The sequence below is a fragment of the Salinivibrio sp. MA351 genome (genome assembly GCF_001996065.1).
GTDB classification, from domain to species: Bacteria; Pseudomonadota; Gammaproteobacteria; order Enterobacterales; family Vibrionaceae; genus Salinivibrio; species Salinivibrio costicola.
In genome coordinates, this window is record NZ_MUFG01000029.1 from 13,112 (window position 1) to 33,523 (window position 20,412).

Annotated in this window: 18 protein-coding genes; 8 read left to right on the plus strand and 10 right to left on the minus strand. The window is 49.0% G+C overall.

Annotated elements, in window-relative coordinates; genetic code table 11:
• Window positions 1–39: 39 nt before the first annotated feature.
• The 5 genes from gshB to BZG78_RS13265 form a co-directional block, all read right to left on the minus strand.
• Window positions 40–981: a glutathione synthase gene (gene gshB, locus BZG78_RS13245; protein WP_077661470.1), complete on the minus strand. Its 942-nt coding sequence runs from the start codon at window positions 979–981 to the stop codon at window positions 40–42.
• Window positions 982–998: 17 nt separating this feature from the next.
• Window positions 999–1,730 carry a 16S rRNA (uracil(1498)-N(3))-methyltransferase gene (rsmE, locus tag BZG78_RS13250; RefSeq protein WP_021024533.1) on the minus strand — a complete coding sequence of 244 codons (732 nt, stop codon included), beginning with the start codon at window positions 1,728–1,730 and terminating at the stop codon, window positions 999–1,001.
• A gap of 119 nt (window positions 1,731–1,849) precedes the next feature.
• Window positions 1,850–2,353: a SprT family zinc-dependent metalloprotease gene (locus tag BZG78_RS13255; protein ID WP_077461749.1), complete on the minus strand. Its 504-nt coding sequence runs from the start codon at window positions 2,351–2,353 to the stop codon at window positions 1,850–1,852.
• A gap of 72 nt (window positions 2,354–2,425) precedes the next feature.
• On the minus strand, window positions 2,426–3,580 hold the full coding sequence (metK, locus tag BZG78_RS13260; protein ID WP_077661471.1) for a methionine adenosyltransferase: 1,155 nt from the start codon (window positions 3,578–3,580) through the stop codon (window positions 2,426–2,428).
• A 178-nt stretch (window positions 3,581–3,758) separates the two neighbouring features.
• The gene (locus BZG78_RS13265; protein WP_077661472.1) at window positions 3,759–4,679 is read right to left on the minus strand and encodes a LysR family transcriptional regulator; all 921 of its coding nucleotides are present in this window, start codon (window positions 4,677–4,679) and stop codon (window positions 3,759–3,761) included.
• A 201-nt stretch (window positions 4,680–4,880) separates the two neighbouring features.
• Here BZG78_RS13265 and BZG78_RS13270 point away from each other — a divergent pair, with 201 nt between their 5' ends.
• The 5 genes from BZG78_RS13270 to mscS all read left to right on the plus strand — a co-directional run bounded on the left by BZG78_RS13270 (window position 4,881) and on the right by mscS (window position 11,499).
• On the plus strand, window positions 4,881–6,803 hold the full coding sequence (locus BZG78_RS13270; protein ID WP_241827379.1) for a ligand-gated channel protein: 1,923 nt from the start codon (window positions 4,881–4,883) through the stop codon (window positions 6,801–6,803).
• A 197-nt stretch (window positions 6,804–7,000) separates the two neighbouring features.
• Complete coding sequence (gene epd, locus BZG78_RS13275; protein WP_025744720.1) at window positions 7,001–8,008, plus strand: erythrose-4-phosphate dehydrogenase; 1,008 nt, start codon at window positions 7,001–7,003, stop codon at window positions 8,006–8,008.
• A gap of 68 nt (window positions 8,009–8,076) precedes the next feature.
• Window positions 8,077–9,243: a phosphoglycerate kinase gene (locus BZG78_RS13280; RefSeq protein WP_077461745.1), complete on the plus strand. Its 1,167-nt coding sequence runs from the start codon at window positions 8,077–8,079 to the stop codon at window positions 9,241–9,243.
• 154 nt (window positions 9,244–9,397) lie between these two features.
• Entirely contained in the window at window positions 9,398–10,474 is a 1,077-nt protein-coding gene (fbaA, locus tag BZG78_RS13285) for a class II fructose-bisphosphate aldolase (RefSeq protein WP_021024526.1), read from the plus strand.
• A 167-nt stretch (window positions 10,475–10,641) separates the two neighbouring features.
• The gene (gene mscS, locus BZG78_RS13290) at window positions 10,642–11,499 is read left to right on the plus strand and encodes a small-conductance mechanosensitive channel MscS (RefSeq protein ID WP_077661474.1); all 858 of its coding nucleotides are present in this window, start codon (window positions 10,642–10,644) and stop codon (window positions 11,497–11,499) included.
• A gap of 77 nt (window positions 11,500–11,576) precedes the next feature.
• Here the strand turns inward: mscS and BZG78_RS13295 are convergent, their stop codons facing one another.
• A complete protein-coding gene (locus tag BZG78_RS13295) occupies window positions 11,577–12,167 on the minus strand; it encodes a LysE/ArgO family amino acid transporter (protein ID WP_077661481.1) in 591 nt (196 codons plus the stop codon).
• A 303-nt stretch (window positions 12,168–12,470) separates the two neighbouring features.
• Here BZG78_RS13295 and BZG78_RS13300 point away from each other — a divergent pair, with 303 nt between their 5' ends.
• Window positions 12,471–13,169 (plus strand): oxidative stress defense protein, encoded by a 699-nt coding sequence (locus tag BZG78_RS13300; protein ID WP_242413025.1) that lies wholly within the window; start codon window positions 12,471–12,473, stop codon window positions 13,167–13,169.
• 92 nt (window positions 13,170–13,261) lie between these two features.
• Here the strand turns inward: BZG78_RS13300 and BZG78_RS13305 are convergent, their stop codons facing one another.
• From BZG78_RS13305 to BZG78_RS13315, 3 genes are all read right to left on the minus strand, one after another.
• Window positions 13,262–14,809 (minus strand): alanine/glycine:cation symporter family protein, encoded by a 1,548-nt coding sequence (locus BZG78_RS13305; protein ID WP_077661476.1) that lies wholly within the window; start codon window positions 14,807–14,809, stop codon window positions 13,262–13,264.
• A 237-nt stretch (window positions 14,810–15,046) separates the two neighbouring features.
• Window positions 15,047–16,270 carry an ATP-dependent RNA helicase SrmB gene (gene srmB, locus BZG78_RS13310; RefSeq protein ID WP_077461742.1) on the minus strand — a complete coding sequence of 408 codons (1,224 nt, stop codon included), beginning with the start codon at window positions 16,268–16,270 and terminating at the stop codon, window positions 15,047–15,049.
• Between the two features lie 106 nt (window positions 16,271–16,376).
• Window positions 16,377–17,081, minus strand: coding sequence for a methyltransferase (locus BZG78_RS13315; RefSeq protein WP_242413026.1), 705 nt, complete (start codon window positions 17,079–17,081; stop codon window positions 16,377–16,379).
• Window positions 17,082–17,391: 310 nt separating this feature from the next.
• Between BZG78_RS13315 and brnQ the strand changes: the two genes are divergently transcribed.
• On the plus strand, window positions 17,392–18,696 hold the full coding sequence (brnQ, locus tag BZG78_RS13320) for a branched-chain amino acid transport system II carrier protein (protein ID WP_021023325.1): 1,305 nt from the start codon (window positions 17,392–17,394) through the stop codon (window positions 18,694–18,696).
• 142 nt (window positions 18,697–18,838) lie between these two features.
• Here the strand turns inward: brnQ and fldB are convergent, their stop codons facing one another.
• Entirely contained in the window at window positions 18,839–19,357 is a 519-nt protein-coding gene (fldB, locus tag BZG78_RS13325; RefSeq protein ID WP_025744416.1) for a flavodoxin FldB, read from the minus strand.
• Window positions 19,358–19,504: 147 nt separating this feature from the next.
• Between fldB and xerD the strand changes: the two genes are divergently transcribed.
• The gene (gene xerD, locus BZG78_RS13330; protein ID WP_077576788.1) at window positions 19,505–20,395 is read left to right on the plus strand and encodes a site-specific tyrosine recombinase XerD; all 891 of its coding nucleotides are present in this window, start codon (window positions 19,505–19,507) and stop codon (window positions 20,393–20,395) included.
• The last annotated feature ends 17 nt before the right edge of the window (window positions 20,396–20,412 follow it).

A 20,412-nucleotide genomic window follows, 5' to 3' on the forward strand; every position in this document is an offset into this window, starting at 1 on the left:
TTTAGACAATCATAGAGGCGCAATGCGCCTCATTTTTTATTAGCAGCGTTGGGCGATCGCTTCCATCAGGATGTCGCCTACGGAAATATCATACGCGGCGTCAATTTCACGAATACAGGTCGGACTGGTGACATTGATTTCTGTGAGCTTATCGCCGATCACATCGAGTCCAACGAAGATCAGCCCTTTTTCTTTCAATGTTGGTGCGATTGCACGTGCAATTGCCCAATCCGTCTCCGATAAAGGACGTGCTTCACCACGGCCACCGGCGGCGAGATTACCGCGCGTTTCACCTTTTGCTGGAATACGGGCCAGACAGTAGGGCACCGGTTCGCCGTCAACAATTAAGATGCGCTTATCACCATTGCTGATGTCAGGGACGAAGGTTTGTGCCATGCAAAAACGTTGGCCATGCTCAGTAAGGGTCTCAATGATCACACCAATATTCGGATCACCTTGTTTAACCCGGAAAATAGAGGCGCCTCCCATGCCATCGAGTGGCTTCAAAATAACATCACCGTGCTGGGCTTGGAATGCACGAATCTCGTCGGCACGTCGTGTCACTAAGGTGGTGGGTGTGTGTTCAGGGAACCAAGCGGTATAGAGTTTTTCGTTACAGTCACGGAGGCTTTGCGGTTTGTTCACAATTAAAACACCGGCTTCTTCTGCGCGCTCTAGCATGTAGGTCGCATAGATATACTCGGTATCAAAGGGGGGATCTTTTCGCATCAAGATCGCATCAAACGCGCGCAGCGGTAGGGTTTGTGTTTGGTGTACTTGATACCAATTGTTAGGATCATCCATGACACTCACTGTTTGGGTGCGAGCACTCGGTTCACCCTGCAGCATCGACATATCATTCATCGAAATAGTATGTATTTCCCAGCCGCGTTGTTGTGCCGCCAACATCATGGCAAACGTGGAGTCTTTTTTTACACTGATGGCCTCAATGGGATCCATCACTACACCTATTTTCATCATGTCTCTCCTGTTTGCCGTTAACCCAGGTCGCCAAAACGGACTTGTAGCGCGGTAATGGCTGTCAGCGCTGCCGTTTCTGTGCGTAAGACCCGAGGGCCCAATAAAATTTCTTCAAAACCACGATCACGTGTCATCGCTATTTCTTCTTCTGACAATCCGCCTTCTGGCCCAATCAGCAAACGTAGCTTAGAAGGGGCTTGAGGAAGTGTATTGAGGGAATACGGTGCGCGAGGATGAAGGTTGAGTTTCAGTCCATCAAACGCCTGTTGGCACCAAGTGTCTAGGTTGATCACGGGATTCACGGTGGGGACGATATTGCGCCCACTTTGCTCGCACGCGCCAATGGCTATTTTTTGCCATTGTTGGCGTTTTTTCTCCAGTCGATCAGCATTGATCTTGACCCCACATCGCGCCGATAAAAGTGGCGTAATGGTATTTACCCCTAACTCAACCGATTTTTGTACGGTAAATTCCATTTTCTCACCACGAGAAATAACCTGTCCCAGTTCAAAATCTAGTGGCGATTCAACACCGACCTCTTCGCGGGCTGAGATGGTTGCGGTGACGTGTTTCTTACTGATTTGCGTCAAGGTCGCTGGAAATTGTGCCCCAGAACCATCAAAAAGCAGAATTGGTTGCTCTGCTTGCATTCTTAATACGCGGCCTAGGTGATTCGCCGCTTCATCGCTTAAGGTCACCGTGCCTTGAGACGGTAAAGGCGCGGGGTGATAAATTCGAGGAATTCGCATGGTGTTCGCTTTCCATTATCAATCAGCCTCCAGTGTAACATGGCTACCGGTGGCAATAGGTGATGTGTTAATCGGGAACGTGTCAATAATATGGGGACGGTGAACGGAAAAGCAAATAGCTAATGTTTTTCGCTGACCGGCGTCAGTATCTGTTGGCACTGTTTGCACCGATAGGTTGCCTGGCCGCGCAGAACTTTATGATGACGGCGTATCGTTAAGGCCACTGGCCCACAACGGCATTGGTACGAGAAGGTTTTCCCTTGCACCGCTGTGATATCAAGCTGGTGGGTCGTGTTTGCTGGAACATGAAACAAGTTAGTCATTAGGTCGCGCCATTCCGGACCATGAGGTTTGACACGCCCATGCAGCGCGAACGTGACTAAATGACAGACTTCATGCGGGATCACCTCATGAAAAAAAGCGTCGGCGTGTTGCTGGAGCAATACCGGATTAAACCGTAATCGCCATTCTGTCGGATGTGCGGTGCCTGCGGCGCGCCCTCGTAACGTAAAGCCAATTGTTGGATAAACCAGTTGGCGATCTAGTTGTCGATTGGCACGATCAATACAGGCGTGAACCTGGTCGGTGACCGATTGTATCAAGGTGTTAGAAAGAGAAGGCATAGGTGTCGACTCACACTGCGATCAAAAAAGGGAAGCGAACGCTTCCCTTTGTAAAAAGCGAATCAGGCCAGATTAACCAAGCTTGGCAAATTCACGCAATAGGTCTGCTTTGTCGGTTTTCTCCCATGGGAAAATTTCACGACCAAAATGGCCATACGCAGCAGTTTGCTTATAAATAGGTTGCAGTAAGTTGAGCATTTCTTGTAGGCCATACGGACGTAGATCGAAGTGCTCACGAACGGCTTTAATAATCACCTCTGGCGCCACTTTTTCAGTGCCAAAGGTTTCGACCATGATAGACGTTGGCTCGGCCACACCAATGGCGTACGACAATTGAATCTCACAGCGGTCAGCAAGGCCAGCTGCGACGATGTTTTTCGCTACATAACGTGCGGCGTAGGCGGCAGAACGATCCACTTTTGATGGATCTTTGCCTGAGAATGCCCCGCCACCGTGACGGGCTGCGCCACCGTAGGTATCCACGATAATTTTACGGCCGGTTAAACCACAGTCTCCCATCGGGCCACCAATCACAAAGCGACCCGTTGGATTAATAAAGAATTTGGTCTCTTTGGTGAGCCATTCTGCAGGCAGAACCGGTTTGATAATTTCTTCCATGACCGCTTCGCGGAGATCGTCGGTTGAAATGCTGTCGCAATGTTGTGTTGACAGCACCACGGCGTCAATGCCCGCAATCTTGCCGTTGTCGTAGGCGAAAGTGACCTGGCTTTTTGCATCAGGACGTAGCCAATCTAAGGTGCCATCTTTACGCACTTGCGCTTGGCGCTCAACCAAACGGTGTGAGTAAGTAATAGGGGCTGGCATCAGTACATTGGTTTCATTGGTGGCAAAACCAAACATAATCCCTTGATCGCCGGCACCTTGATCTTTGGGATCAGCGCGGTCAACGCCTTGGTTTATATCAGGCGATTGCTTGCCAATGGTGTTCAATACTGCACAAGAATTGGCATCAAAACCCATATCGGAATGGACGTAACCAATATCGCGTACCGTTTGGCGAGTGAGCTCTTCAATATCAACCCAGGCTGAGGTCGTCACTTCCCCGCCTACCATGACCATTCCGGTCTTCACATAGGTTTCGCAGGCAACGCGCGCTTTGGGATCTTGCTCAAGAATGGCATCCAAGACCGCATCAGAAATCTGATCGGCGATTTTATCAGGATGGCCTTCAGAGACGGACTCTGAGGTAAACAGGTGCTTAGCCATGTGACACTCTCATTGGTTATCAAGAATACCGACGATACGTAGCGAGTTGTCTCGCCGATCATCTCAGATGTTTTAACTTCTAGACGTCTATTTTATTCGCAAATACGATAAACGCAAGTCAGTTAATGCATCAGGGGGCCTCTCTAGGTATAGCAAAGGCGAGCCGTATCGTATTGTTCTAGGTGACGGCTTGAGGCGAACTTGCGGGTTGCCAGCCGGTTGGAGCCGCTTCTTGCAGCCAATGTTTGAGTGACTCGACACGCAGAGGAAGGCGGCCAGCACTGCAATAAAGATGTAATGGAACCGGCGCTGAGTGCCATTGCGCTAAACACCGTATAATTTTATCAGGGTGGTGTTTCTGATAGCCAGCTGCACTCCAAGTCGGCAGAAGTCCGACACCTTGTCCATTTGCAATCGCATCTAACTGGATCGCTATCATGTCGCAATTGAAACGGCTAGGCATGGCGCTTAAATGATAGGTTTTATCGTGATTATGGAGCGTCAACCCTTGCCGCCGAAGGGCAAAAACATCCAGCCATGGATGGCCGTCCAAAGCGCTTGGATGCATAAAAGGGCCGTGTTGTGCCACGTAGTGTGGTGCAGCATAAATACCATATTGCCAAGTGCCTAGCTTATGAGCCCGACAGTTCATCGGCAGTATCATATCGCCCGCCCAAATAATCAGATCCGCAGACTGGATACGCGCTGGGCTAACGTCACTCGTTAATGTAATGGAAACCTTGGGGTGTTGCGCTAAAAAGGCATTAATCGATGGCCCTGCCCATCCACGCATCATGCCTGGGTGGCAAATCACGTCAATTGACCCTTGAAGGTGATTATTTAACCCTTGGATCGCTTCTTCACTTTCCTCGACCAAATCGAGCATTTGTTGGCAGTAACGGGAAAATATCTCGCCTGCTTTGGTTAACACTAGCCGGTTTCCTTGCCGTTGTGTCAGTGACTGCCCCATATCTGTCTCGAGCTGCGCTAAACGACGACTGAGGGTTGATTTGGGCTGTCCCAGTGCTTTCGCGGCCGCCGTTAGGCTTTGATGTTGGCATAAAGCAACAAATGCACGAATAGAGGAGAAGTCCTGCATAATCGTCCTTTTTGATTCCGTTGAAAGTCCACACCTGTCGTTTGGTGACTATGACGTCGTTCTATCACTGGAACGAAGTGTTCCTGTTTTGCCACTAGTTGTCCTGACTTAGATGTGAATAATTATCAGTTAACAAACGATAATCATTATCACAGAATGGAGTTGATTATGTCCAGTTGTCTTCGTCCCTGCGTACTTGGGATGGTTTTAGCCGGTATCCCCTTAAGTGCCATTCATGCGGCTGAAGCGGTCGATCAAAATACTGAAACCATGGTCATCACGGCCTCAGGATTTGAGCAAGCCACAGCAAAGGCGCCAGCAAGTATCAGTGTGATTAGCCGTGACCAACTAGAAGGTCGTTATTATCGAGATGTCACGGATGCCCTAAAACGCATCCCTGGCGTGGTCGTGACAGGCGGTGGCGATACCACGGATATAAGCATTCGCGGTATGGGGTCAAAATATACCCTGATGCTGGTGGATGGAAAGCGTACCACCAGTCGTGAAACACGCCCAAATAGCGACGGACCCGGCATTGAGCAAGGTTGGCTGCCGCCTTTGCAAGCGATTGAGCGTATTGAGGTGATTCGCGGGCCGATGTCGACATTGTATGGCTCTGATGCCATTGGTGGGGTGATTAACATTATTACGCGTCGTAACCAGCAAGAGTGGCACGGTAATGTGCAGCTGAGTACGTTATTACAAGAAAAACGCGCATCAGGCGATGAACAAAGTGCCAACTTTTACCTTTCTGGCGCCCTAAGCGATAAGCTGGGTATGAAGGTATCGGGCCAAACGGTTCAACGTCAAGAAGACGACATTACTTTCGGTTACGAGGATAAATCTTTACGCAGCCTATCAACCTCGTTGACCTATGATGCCAGCGATTTTCAACAATGGACCCTGGACTTAGGCGCGAGCTCGCAAGAGCGCAATGGCCAAATGGGTAAAACCGTGCCGACCGAGGGTTGTCGAGGCGGTTGTGAAAACAGCAATAATGAATATCGGCGACAATCGGTAGCGCTCGGCCATGAAGGGCATTGGACGTGGGGCTGGTCAGACTCACACCTACAGCACGAGCAAAGCCGCAATAAAAGTCGTGAGATGACGATTAACAACACCGAGTTTAAAACCCGTCTGATCCGTGATTTTGACACACACACTTTGACGGTTGGCGGCTCGGTGACCCATGCCGAACTGGAAGACTTTTCCTCTAATCAAGCATCGAGCCAAACTGAAATTGACAATACTCAGGCCGCCTTGTTTGTGGAGGATGAATGGCGAGTGATTGACCCATTTAGCGTGACGCTAGGCCTACGTGTTGATCATGATGAAAACTATGATTATCACGCCAGTCCACGCCTGTATGGTGTTTATCAGCTCACCGATAGCTGGATAGTGAAGGGGGGGGTCGCGACCGGATTCCGTTCACCACAACTGCGAGAAATTGCGCCGAATTGGGCGCAAGTGAGTCGTGGCGGTAATATCTATGGTAACGCCGACCTGGAACCTGAAACGTCTGTGAACTCAGAAGTGAGTATTAACTATCAAGGCGATACCGGAGTCAGTGGCTCGTTAACAGTATTCCATAATGACTTTAAAGATAAGATCACCCGTGTGACCTGCCCGGCTTCCGTGTGTACCGACGGTCCCAATCGGTTTGGCTCAGATCCAACTTATCGAATCAATGTTGATGAAGCCGTTACCCAAGGCATAGAGGCCAATGTATCTGCTCCCGTGACTGACACCATTGATATCAGCGCCAGTTATACCTACACCGATTCGGAGCAGAAGACCGGTGCGTATAAAGGTCAACCTCTGAATCAAATTCCTCAGCAGCTCGCGTATGGCGAAGTAAACTGGCAAGCTACCGAGCGGTTGAGTCCTTGGGTCAGCGCGACCTACCGTGGCGAAGAAATGGATCCTGTCAAAGGCCCATCCTCTCGAAGCAATATAGAACCGAGCTACACCTTGGTAGACGCTGGGATGAACTATCAGCTCAGCGACGCCATTGAGCTTCAAGGTGCGGTTTATAATCTATTGGACAAAGAACGTGACTATGAGGATTACGGCTATATCAGTGATGAACGCCGATATTGGTTAGGCATGAATATCAGCTTCTAAGTCACAATAAAAGGATGGCCTTTGCTGCATCGATTGCAGCCGCCATCACACTGCCACGCCCGTCTCGGACTTTTACCGGACGGGCGTTTTTTTACTACGTTTTGTTCTCAACTCGCGTGAGAAGACTCACACAATACGTGCGTCTTTTACGTGCTTGAGATACACTGTGTACCATCGTCAAACAAGCACCGATGGACATGGCACTCAGAGTCGCAATTAATGGATTTGGCCGCATAGGGCGCAGCGTATTGCGTGCCCTGTACGAGAGCGGTAAGCACGATCGCATTCAAGTGGTGGCGATTAATGAACTCGCCGAGCCGGAAGCGATGGCGCATCTGCTCCAGTATGACTCGAGCCACGGTCGATTCGGTTGGCCTGTTTCTTACAATCAAGAACATTTGTTTGTCGCCACCGACAGCATTCGCCTTCTTCACTTACCGGAATTACAACTGTTACCTTGGCGTGATCTTGATGTCGATATTGTCTTAGACTGTACGGGCAAATTTGGTACCCGTGAAGACGGCGAAGCACACATTGCCGCTGGCGCTAAAAAAGTCTTGTTTTCACACCCTGCGAGCCAAGATGTCGACCGAACCGTGATATATGGCGTCAATCACGAGGCATTGACGACAGACGATCGTATTGTCTCCAATGGATCTTGTACCACAAACTGCATTGTGCCGGTGATCAAAGCGCTGGATGAGCACTTTGGTATTGAGTCTGGCACCATCACCACCATTCACTCTTCAATGAATGATCAGCAGGTGATCGATGCCTACCATTCCGATCTTCGTCGTACACGCACGGCTAGCCAGTCTATCATTCCTGTCGATACCAAATTGCATGTTGGGATCGGTAGGATTTTTCCGAAATTTTCTGACAAGTTCGAAGCGATTTCTGTGCGTGTGCCGACGATAAACGTGACAGCTATGGATTTAAGTGTCACTGTACGTACTAAAGTGAAAGTTAATGACGTAAATCAAGCTCTGCAAACCGCATCTCGATGTACATTAGACGGTATACTGGATTATACCGAAGCGCCCTTGGTGTCGATAGACTTCAACCACGACTCACACAGTGCCATTGTCGATGGGTCGCAAACGCGGGTGAGTAATCATCAGCTGATAAAAACGTTGGTTTGGTGCGACAACGAGTGGGGCTTTGCCAACCGAATGTTGGATACCACCTTGGCGATGGCGCAATGAGTGCGCTAACGCAAGGGGGTCGCCCTGATTAAGTCAGTTTCAATTTGCAACCTTATAGAGAGGACCCTATGTCTGTAATTAAGATGACCGACTTAGATCTTGCCGGAAAGCGTGTCTTTATCCGTGCGGATCTGAACGTGCCGGTAAAAGACGGTAAAGTTACCTCTGACGCACGTATTTTGGCGTCATTGCCTACCATCAAACACTGCTTGGAAGCCGGTGCGAAAGTGATGGTGACCTCTCACTTGGGGCGTCCTGAAGAAGGACAACCTGAAGACCAATACTCACTGCAACCTGTCGTGAACTATCTTGACGACGCGCTAGACTGCAACGTTAGCCTGGCTAAAGATTACTTAGACGGTCTTGAACTGAACGCCGGTGAGCTCGTCGTGCTAGAAAACGTTCGCTTTAATAAAGGCGAGAAGAAGAACGACGAAGCACTGTCTAAAAAGTACGCCGCACTGTGCGATATTTTTGTGATGGACGCCTTTGGTACTGCGCACCGCGCGCAAGCATCAACCCATGGTGTGGGCACACATGCACCGATCGCATGTGCCGGACCATTACTGGCGAACGAACTAGACGCGCTTGGTAAAGCAATGGATAACCCTGCTCGCCCAATGGTGGCGATTGTGGGTGGATCAAAAGTGTCGACCAAACTGACCGTTTTGAAATCACTGTCTACCGTTGCAGACCAACTGGTTGTCGGTGGTGGTATTGCCAACACCTTTATTGCAGCGGACGGCCACAATGTGGGCAAATCGCTTTATGAAGCAGATTTGGTGGATACGGCGAAATCTTTGATGGAAGAGTGCCATATCCCTGTTGCGACCGACGTTGCGTGTGCCAAAGCGTTTGATGAAAATGCAGAGGCTGAAATCAAGCGTGTTGAAGACGTGCAAGACGATGACATGATCTTCGACCTAGGGCCAGAATCTACCCAAGCACTGGCTGACATTTTGAAAAATGCCAAAACCATTCTTTGGAATGGCCCAGTGGGTGTTTTCGAGTTTAAGAACTTCGAAGCCGGCACTGCAGGAATTTCAAAAGCAATCGCTGAGTCTGAAGGCTTCTCGGTTGCAGGCGGTGGTGATACCTTGGCTGCAATTGATAAATTTGGCATTAAAGCCGATGTGTCTTACATCTCAACCGGCGGCGGCGCCTTCCTTGAGTTTGTTGAAGGCAAACCACTTCCAGCGGTAGAAATGCTGGAAGCGCGTGCGAAAGACGCATAAATCCGACGATAAAACGGGAGTGATGTCTCCCGTTTTTGCTTTCGTTTGACTACAATAGGCCGAGTCGTAAACGATTGCACCGTATTGATAAGGGTGCCGATGCGCATCTTTACTCAGTTCAGCAAAGACAACCCGATTTAATAGGACAAGAGCTATGTCTAAAGTTTTTGATTTTGTAAAACCTGGCGTTATCTCTGGCGATGATGTTCAGAAAGTATTTGAAGTTGCTAAAGAGAACAAGTTCGCGTTGCCAGCGGTTAACGTGGTAAACACTGACTCTATCAACGCTGTAATGGAAGCTGCGGCGAAAGTAAAAGCGCCAGTGGTTATTCAATTCTCTAACGGTGGTGCAGGCTTCTTCCCAGGCAAAGGCCTGAAGCTAGACGGTCAAGAAGCGCAAATTAAAGGCGCTGTTGCCGGTGCGAAATACGTTCACGCGATGGCTGAAGTGTATGGTGTGCCAGTGATTATGCATACTGACCACGCAGCGAAAAAACTGCTGCCGTGGATCGACGGTCTGCTTGATGCCGGTGAAGCTTTCTTTAAAGAACACGGCAAGCCACTGTTCTCTTCTCACATGATTGACCTGTCTGAAGAGTCACTGGAAGAGAACATGGAAATCTGTGCCGAATACCTGGCGCGCATGGACAAAATGGGCATGACGCTGGAAATCGAACTGGGCATTACTGGTGGTGAAGAAGACGGCGTGGATAACAGTGATGTTGATACCGCTGACCTTTACACCAAGCCAGAAGAAGTGGCGTACGCATACGAAAAACTGTCTGCTGTAAGCCCTCGCTTCACCATTGCCGCTTCATTCGGTAACGTTCACGGTGTTTATAAGCCAGGTAACGTGGTACTTAAGCCAGAAATCCTACGTGAATCACAAGCTTACTGCTCAGAGAAGTTTGGTCTACCGACCAATGGCCTAAACTTCGTCTTCCATGGCGGTTCGGGCTCTTCAGAAGCGCAGATTCAAGAGTCTATTGGCTATGGCGTGATCAAAATGAACATCGATACCGATACCCAGTGGGCAACATGGGATGGTATCCGTCAGTATTATCAAGACAACGAAGGTTATCTGCAAAGCCAAATCGGTAACCCTAAAGGTGATGATCAGCCAAACAAAAAATTCTACGATCCACGCGTATGGTTGCGTAAAGGTCAAGAATCAATGGTTGCACGTCTTGAGCAAGCCTTTAAAGATCTTAACGCGGTTGACGTACTGTAAGTTACAGTACTGATAGCACAAGAAGACATGAGCCCGCCATATTTGGCGGGCTTTTTTTATATATGGTGATGCCGCGTTCACTGAACGAAGACGCGAAGATAGACAGCGGAGGGTAAAAGCCTGTTACTATTAGGTTATGATTTATTCCAATCATAGAGGGAAAAGGAATGAGTGAAGAGAACACGGTGGTAGAAGGGGCGAAGTGGGCACAAACATGGCTCACCAACAACCAAGATTTATTGACTCAATATGGGGTCAATATTGTCTCAGCATTATTGATTTTAGTGATCGGTAACATGGTGGTAAAAGGGCTCGCCAATTCCATGGCAGGAGTGATGCGCAAGCGTAATATGGACAATGCGGTGGTTGAGTTCATCCATGGCTTGGTTCGATACTTGCTTTTTATCATCGTGCTGATTGCGGCACTCAGCCGTGTTGGCGTACAAACCGCTTCTGTGATTGCGATTCTTGGTGCTGCTGGTTTAGCCGTCGGTTTGGCCTTACAAGGATCGTTAGCTAACTTTGCCGCTGGCGTCTTGATTGTGATGTTTCGCCCCTTTAAATCAGGGGATTATGTCGAGCTGGCAGGTGTTGCAGGCTCTGTCGAGTCGATACAAATTTTCTCTACCGTGCTGACTACCCCTGACAACAAAATGGTGGTGGTGCCGAATGGTTCAGTGATCAGCAGCCCTATCACTAACTATTCTAAGCATGCGACACGTCGCATTGATTTAACCATTGGTGTGGCGTACAGCGCGGATTTGAAGAAAACCAAAGCGGTGTTAACCGATATTGTGACGCAGCATCCGCTTATTCTAAAAGATCCTGAGCCTAATGTGGCGGTGATGACATTGGCCGACTCATCGGTGAACTTCGTCGTTCGACCTTGGGTGAAAACAGAAGATTACTGGAGTGTGTATTTTGAGCTCCTGCCGACCATCAAAGAAGCGCTGGACGCAAACGGTATTGAAATCCCTTTCCCGCAAATGAGTGTTCATTTCGAGCGCGGTGAGAGCCAAGCGTAAGCAGTCTATTGGTTTTAGCAGTCTATTGGTTTTCACTGGTATGGGTGCGGTAAGTGTGCCGCATCCATTCCCATGGCTTAACTGGCGAGCAAGCGTGCATAAAGACCGAGCGCCAGTTTGCCGGCAACAAAGATCATCATACTGGCCATTAACAGGTCGAGTAATCGACGTATCGATGGCGTCGACAGCCAAGGCGATAAGCGGGCAGCCCCTGCGGATAAGCCATAAAACCATAAACATGACCCCATCAGCGCGCCGATCGTAAAGGCAATTCGCTCATCGAATGCAAACTGGCCGCCAATCGCCCCTAACACCACCACGGTATCAAGGTAAACATGCGGGTTAAGCAAGGTCACCGCAAGCGCACCAATGATCACTGCTCGGCGCCCGCGGCTCATGCTCAGTACTGTTAAGTCGTCTTCCTGATGTTGCTGACGCGCACTTTGTATAAACTGCCACGCATACACACTGAGAAACGCGATGCCAGCGATAGTTATCGTATTCAGCAATAAAGGATAGCTCGCTAATAAAGCGCCTCCACCGAAGATACCTGTCGAGATCAAGACGATATCGCAGACAAAGCAAATGGATGCAGTGATCATATGGTGTTCACGGCTGATCCCTTGGTTAATCACATAGGCGTTTTGCGCGCCAATGGGGATAATCATGGTGAGACTTAATCCTAAGCCTTGAAGTGCGACTAAAAAACTGCTCACGGTCTATTCCTTTTATCTCGTGTCATTCCCCTCACTTTAAGCAGAGCGACCCGGAAAGGGAACCGAATTTTCTTCATCATGTAACGGATACGGGAGCAAGAAGAGAAATTGCCGATCACACACAGGTTTGTGCCGAGTAATAAATGGCGTTGATCGGGTTTTAACATAAACTTGACCTAAGCGAGGGAGTCTTTCGCTGATAAAAGAGTCTGACCTCTAACCTCATGATATTTTGAATCCATAAAAGGAGAGATGATGCGTAAGTTTAAAGCAATAATATGGCTCACCGGCGCGTTGGTTATTTCCCCGGCGGTGATGGCCAACATCGATTTTCCTCATTTAGAGATCACAGGTGTTGGGGAAATCACGGCAGCGCCTGATATGGCCAATATTGATGTTGGCGTGATCACTGAGCGAAAAACCGCCAAAGCAGCAAAAAGCGCATCAGATAAAGCGGTTGCTGCTTTTATCGAACGGCTGGCAAAACAAGGTGTGAAACGTGAACAGATAGAGAGCGCCCATATCCAGCTATCTCCACGTTATCAACATACAAAAGACAAAGCGCCTGAACTGATAGGCTATCGTGCCGAACGACAGGTGACGGTGACGCTAAATCAGCTAGACAAATTGAATGCAGTGCTAGATGGTGCGTTGGGCGAGGGGATCAACCGTATCCGACAGGTACAGCTAACCAGTAGCGAACAGTTGGCGCTTAAAGACAAGGCGCGCGAGGCTGCTGTTAACGACGCAAAAGATAAAGCAGATGCCTTGGCTAAAAGCCTGGGGATGCGCATTGATGGCGTTTGGCAAGTTCGCTACCGCTCAAGTCATCCGCGCCCGGTGATGATGAACGCACAAATGCGGAGTGACAGTGCTGAAGTGGCAGCGACCTATCAGGATGCGACTATGCAGATACGCGATCAAGTCGATATTATTTTTCGTTTAGAAGACTAAGCGTGTAATACGTAATGTGCACAGCATTACCGCTATATCCATAAAACAGGGCGCCCTCTAAGGCGCCCTGTATTTTATCGCTTTAGGATGGATTACGCGGTTGGATTAATCGGCTTTCCATCCGCATCTGTTGCTTGGCTGTCCTGAGTACCATTGCGACGCGCTAAGCGCTGCTCCCAGTAGTCAGCATTTTTGATTCCTAGTTTGACGGGATCAAAGGTGTAAGTTTCAACCCCTTGGGCTTGCTGCTCTTCATAGTCTTTCAACGCCTTCATCGCCGGTTTGGACATGAAGAAGATGATGATGATACCGACAATGTTGAGCCAAGCCATTAAGCCAACGCCAGCGTCACCAAATGCCCAAGCGAGGTTAGCACTACGAACACAACCATAGAATACCGCGGACATCAGCACCAGTTTCAGTACAAACATCATACCAGGCACTTTAAACGTGCGACGTAGGTACGCAATGTTGGTTTCCGCAATGTAGTAGTAGGCAAGAATGGTAGTAAAGGCGAAGAAGAAAAGTGCAAACGCGATAAAGGGTTTGCCCAGTCCAGGCWTCGCCGCTTCAATGGCAAGCTGAGTAAACTCAGGGCTATTGGCTGCCACCGATGAGGCTAAGTTTTGTACGATAAAGGCGTCACCGGCACCGTGCACATTGTAAGCACCGGTAATGATGATCATAAATGCGGTGGCTGAACAGACCAATAGCGTATCAATATACACGGAGAACGACTGCACCAAACCTTGCTGAGCTGGGTGCTCAACGTTCGCAGCAGCGGCGGCATGAGGGCCTGTTCCCTGACCGGCTTCGTTAGAGTAAACCCCACGTTTCACCCCCCAACCGATTGCTGCGCCAGCACCGGCCATTGGTGTGAAGGCATCGCCAACAATCATGGCAAACACGGTAGGTACTTCGCTGATGTTGAGCAAAATGATGACGAAGGCGATAATAATGTACGCCAGCGCCATAAATGGCACGACGATCTGGGTAAAGTGGGCGATACGCTTCACACCACCAAAAATAATGAAACCCAGCACGACAGAAATAAAGGCGCCGGTGATGATTTTAGACACCTCGAGTGCGCCAAACATGGCGGTATCAACCATAGCACCTGAGCCAAAGGCGGTTTCAACGGCATTACCAATGGCATTCGACTGTACGCCCGGCAACATGACGCCACAAGCGAGGAGTGTCGCGAGTGCAAAAAGAATGGCATACCATTTTTGCCCCATCGCTTTTTCAATATAATACGCTGGCCCACCGCGGAACTCACCGTTGTCTTCTTCTTTATAAATCTGCGCGAGGGTTGACTCGGTGAATGCCGTTGCCGCCCCTAAGAAGGCAACAACCCACATCCAAAAAACAGCGCCTGGACCGCCAAAACCGATCGCTGCTGCCACACCGGCAATATTACCGGTACCGACACGACCAGAAAGGGAAACGGCGAGCGCTTGGAATGAAGAGATCCCTTTTTCCGAACTTTTCCCAGAAAAGAGCAGTCGCCACATCTCGGAGAAATGACGGACTTGCACAAAACGTGTCAATATGGAGTAGAACAGTCCTGCACCTAGACAGGTATAGATCAGCACTGGGCTCCATATGATGCTATTTAAGAAATCGACAAACGATTGCATAGTGAGTTCCTTCTACTGTGTTTGCATCATGTTTTATTGTAATCGCGGCTAGCATCTTAAACTGATTTGCAACTCAATTGTTAACATTTTGTGTCATTGTGTTGTGTGATGTGTGAAATTGATCGTTTAGTGTGCAGTAAAATGGACGTGACAGGCGAAAAAAAGGAGACCGTGTAGGGCCTCCTTGAGTAAATCCTTATATTTCAGCCAGTCAGTGTGACGGATGGATGTCTAAATCTATTTGCGTTTTTTGGGCTTTTTAGCTGTGGTTGTCTTTTTATCGCTTTGCTTCTTTTTTTTCTTTTTGTGCTCTGCTTTTTTATGTTTTGGCTTCAAACCATCAATGGTTCGCTCTTTGATATCTTCATCCATATAACGGGTGATCCGATCCATCATGGGCTGATCGTGGGCCTCAACCAGCGAAATGGCAGATCCTTTCTTACCCGCGCGTGCTGTGCGACCAATACGGTGTAAATACACATCGGCAGTCCGCGGAAGATCGTAGTTAATCACGTGGGTGATATCAGGCACATCAATGCCGCGAGCGGCCACATCGGTCGCGAGGAGAATACGCACTTTTCCCTCACTAAAACGGCTGATGGCATTATTGCGTTTGGCTTGTTGCATTTCACCTTGAATCCAGGCGCATTCGAGTTGTTGTGACTGCATATACTCGCGAAGTTCCGCCAAGCGTTCACGTGTTTTTATGAAGACAATCGCGCGCGCCGCTTGATCGTTCACAATGGCTTTGAGTAGCGCGCGTTTATGATTGAGGTCGTCACAACGGTAATACCACTGGGTGATTTTTTTGCGTTCACGGCGAGGAGGGGTGACATCGATTAGCTCTGGCTCGTCTAAAAGACTGTCAGTGAATCCGCTAACCCCACGACCTTCAAGTGTTGCTGAAAATAGCATGGTCTGACGACGACGTTGGCACTCATCAGATAGGCGATTGACCGTATTGGCAAAGCCCATATCCAACATGCGATCTGCTTCATCGAGAATAAGGCACTCAACGGCGCGACAATCGAAACGCTCTGCCTCGATGTACTCCATTAAGCGACCTGGGGTCGCGACGACAATATCCTGGGTTTTTCCCAATTGCTCGGCGTGCTCTTGATACGAAATCCCGCCCGTAATGGTGAACACCTTTAGACTTGTGTTTTTGGCTAATGCACGCGCTTCATCAGCGACTTGTATTGCCAGTTCACGCGTGGGGGTCAGAATAAGCACGCGGCCTGGTCCTGGCTTTTGCCGTGGAAAATCTAACAAGTGCTGCAGCATTGGCAGCAAAAAAGCCGTGGTTTTTCCCGTTCCGGTTGGTGCCGACGCGAGGATGTCGCGCCCATCCATACCATGGGGGATGACCTCCGATTGGATAAGCGTTGGGCGCTGATAGCCCATATCGTCGAGTGCACTGAGCAGTTCAGGATCCAGCTCTAGTTCGGCAAAGCTTCGCACAGGGTAATTCTCCAAGGATAGTTAAGCGCGGCATTATAGACGCAAATGGTGTAAATAGGCAGCGCGTCATCACCAATACGGGTTGTCCTACACTGCGATGTTTTGCTTACGGCAATTTGAGATAAAACGCGCGCGTCAAGGCGGCAAACGTTTGGGTGTAGTCGCCATGTTGATCACGCACGGTGATCGTATCAGATCTTAGCGTTCCCGTCGTGGGACTTAAAGTGAACAATAATCGTGATGGCGGTTTATTCGAGCTTGGCTTCACGCAGACATAGCGGCGTAAGTAGAGACCACATTCAGCGGCCTGTTCGATCAACGCCTCGGCTTCTTTGAGGGGTAAAATCAGATCAGCACATCCTGTTGGCGTTAAAAGACGAGCCAAGCAGTGAACTAAATCTTCATGGCTAAGCGTTTGCGTGTGTCTGGCGATCGCACGTTGCTTGTTTTTTGATGAAATACCACTGGTAAAATACGGCGGATTACACACAATGTGAGGCCATAGATGCGGGCTGCGATAGGTGTTGATATCGGTCTGTTGTACCTGAATTTGATCCACAAACCGTGACCTTGCCACATTGTCGTATGCACAGTGGAACGCTGACACGTCATAGTCGACGGCTGTCATTGCCAGGTTAGGAAAACGTTGTGCCAACATAAGGGCTAATAATCCGGTGCCAGTCCCTATATCTAAACTGTGTTGTGCCTGATTCGGTTCGGCCCACGCCCCTAACAGCACCCCGTCGGTACTGACTTTCATGCCACAGTTACTGTGTTCAATCGTGAACTGTTTAAATCGAAATTGACTCACAAGATGCTCAGTGTCTCCGTAGTTTGGTCAGCAAGCCGATAGCATTTTTTGCTTTAATGTGATCAGAGTGTTGCAAGATATCGTTATTGAAAAATGCCAGAGATAATTATTTAGCCAGTTTATTGAGCTGATTGTTATTGCTAAAGCAGAAGATCACAAGGTTTTTTGCCAATGCCTTTACTGTGACAGGGAACTTGTTCATTATTCTGCATTCCGCCTATCGTCTGAAACAAAATATTATAAATCAGCGTTTCAGATGGGCGAAAGATTATTCATTTGCAAACACCCTCTAAAGCTGTAGGTATTCATCGTGACTAAACGTTTAAAATTAGTAGATATTTTAGCGTTAGGTTTTATGACCTTTGCCTTTTTCTTAGGCGCGGGAAATATAATCTTTCCACCACAAGCTGGCATGTTAGCTGGCGACCATTATACCGCCGCCATGATCGGATTTTTGATCACTGCCGTCGGTCTTCCGCTGATTGGTATTATCGCCGTTGCCATCGCAGGAGGGGGCTGGAAAGGGCTCACTCGTGATTTGCCAACCGGTGTCGCGACCCTGATGGCAGTGTTGATTTTTATTATCATTGGCCCGGCTTTTGCGGCGCCTCGTGCCGGATTGGTCGCTTACGAGATTGGTTTTAAGCCTTTTTTGTCATCGCCTGGACAGCTTGAGCTGGGTGCGTTTTCTGTTGTCTTTTTCGCCGCCGCGATGTTTTTCTCTCTTTCGCAAGGAAAACTGATCGACACGATCGGTAAATTCTTGACGCCTTTATTATTTGCGGCATTAGCGATCTTGGCGATCGCGGTGATTGTTAATCCACAAGGTGAGGTGGCCGCCGCACAAGGAAGTTACGTTGAGAATGCGCTGACGACCGGTTTTCTTGAAGGGTATAACACCATGGATACCTTCGCCGCCTTGATGTTTGGTATGTTGATTGTCGATGTTATCCGCAAAAAAGGTATTGAAGACAACAAAGCGACCTGCATGTATCTGATTTACGCCGGCATTATTGCTGCCGCAGGCTTAGCGTTTGTCTATGTTTCCTTGTTTTACTTAGGCTCAACCGCGAGTGTGGTGGCACAGGGGACACAAAACGGTGGCGAAATCATGGCCGCCTATGTGGATGCGCTGTTTGGTCCGGTTGGACAAATGATCCTTGCCGCCATCATCGGTTTGGCGTGTTTGACCACAGTAATTGGCTTGGTCAGCGCATGTGCAGACTATTTTAGCTCACTGACTTCATGGACATACCGCCGCTGGGTGGTAGTGGTGGCAACCGTCTGTGCCGTGGTTGCCAATGTTGGCCTAAAGCAGTTAATCGCCATTTCCGTTCCGGTGTTGTTCGCTTTATACCCCGTCGCGATTGCCCTGATTGGCTTGACCTTTATTCGTCGCTGGTTGCCGAATCCAGCACTGGGTTATCGTTTAGTGATGGGCGTTGCCTTGGTATTTAGCTTACTCGATGCGGTAAAAGTAATGGGAGTCGATATGAGCACTTTCAACTTCTTGCCATTATTTGATGTCGGTATGGCGTGGTTACTGCCGACGCTAGTCGCCATGGTGGTGGCCAAGTTTGTTGGCGCCCGAGACTCGGCCTTAGCCGAAGCGTAATCGCCTTGCATTAAGATAAAAAACCGCGCCAAGTAGCGCGGTTTTTTTTATTATGGTAGTGGTAACTCTATCACCGCCTAGGCGATTCAAGCGCTCACGCTTAGCAAGTGTTCAGCGTAGGATTGATTGCGCGCAGTGCGCGCTAAAGCATTGCCTGATATTCTACCAGCACTTGCTCGCACCAGGTTTGAATGCGCTCATCACTGAGATCGTATTCGCTGTCTTCATCGAGGGCTAAGCCGACAAACTGTTTGCCATCCTCCGTCACCGCCTTGGATGCATCAAAGCGGTAGCCTGCGGTTGGCCAGTAGCCAATAAACTGCGCGCCACAACCTTGCAACTGCTGATGAAGCATGCCCATGGCATCGAGATACCATTCCGCGTAGCCTTCCTGATCCCCTAAACCGAACAGGGCGATGGCTTTATCGTTTAGCTGCAAGCTATCTATATCTTGCCAAACGGCTTCCCAGTCTTCTTGGAGCTCACCGAAATCCCAGGTGGAAATACCTAGCAGTAGTAAGTCATAGTCTGCCATCTTGGCGAGCGGCGTTTCTTTTACATTGTGGAGCTCGACCAGATCGTCACCGATAAAATCACGGATTTTTTCCGCGGCCATTTCGGTGTAGCAGGTGGTAGAGCCATAAAAAAGACCGATTTTCATAGCGCGACTCTGTTGTTTATCATGCGGGCAGTTTACCTGTTGAACGGCAATTTGATCCAGCAAGGGCTAGCGACATTTTGTATAATGTTGGTCGTCCCTACCCCGGCAAACCACGTATTTTCCGATTTATAACCAAGCAGGCTGAACGTGAATAAAAACATTGAATTAATCGAACAGTTTCTGGACGCCATGTGGATGGAACGCGGGTTATCCGAGAATACCTTAAATTCCTATCGTGCCGACTTACTCAAGCTTTGTCACTGGCTCGACCGCCGTGCATTGGTGGCAGTGAGTAAGCAAGATTTACAAGATTATCAGTATTGGTTACACGAACAAGGCTACCAATCCAGCTCTCGCAGCCGAATGGTGTCGGCATTACGTCGGCTTTTTCAATATGTATACCGTCAGAAGTTGCGTCCCGACGATCCGAGTGCGACGCTGATAAGTCCCAAACAACCTAAACGATTGCCAAAAGATCTAACTGAAGCGCAGATCGACGATTTATTAGAGGCACCGAACACGCGCGATCCGTTAGAGTTGCGAGATAAAGCGATGCTAGAGCTACTCTATGCCACCGGGCTACGTGTAACCGAATTAATTGAACTCACCACTGAAACCGTGAGCCTTCGCCAAGGTGTCGTGCGTGTCTCAGGGAAGGGCGATAAAGAGCGGTTAGTACCGATGGGTGAATCGGCGGTGGATTGGCTCGAACAGTATTTAGCTCACAGTCGTCCCGTCTTATTGGGCCAAACCAGCACCGATGTGTTTTTTCCGAGTAAACGCGCGCGGCAAATGACACGACAAACTTTTTGGCATCGAATTAAATATTATGCTCAACTGGCCGGTATTGAGACCGATGATTTATCTCCACACGTCCTTCGACATGCTTTCGCGACCCATCTGCTTAATCATGGTGCGGATTTGCGGGTAGTACAGATGTTGTTGGGGCACAGTGATCTTTCAACGACGCAAATTTATACCCATGTGGCGACGGAGCGTTTGAAACAGCTTCATCAAGCGCATCATCCTCGAGGTTAACCCGCAATTGGTAATCA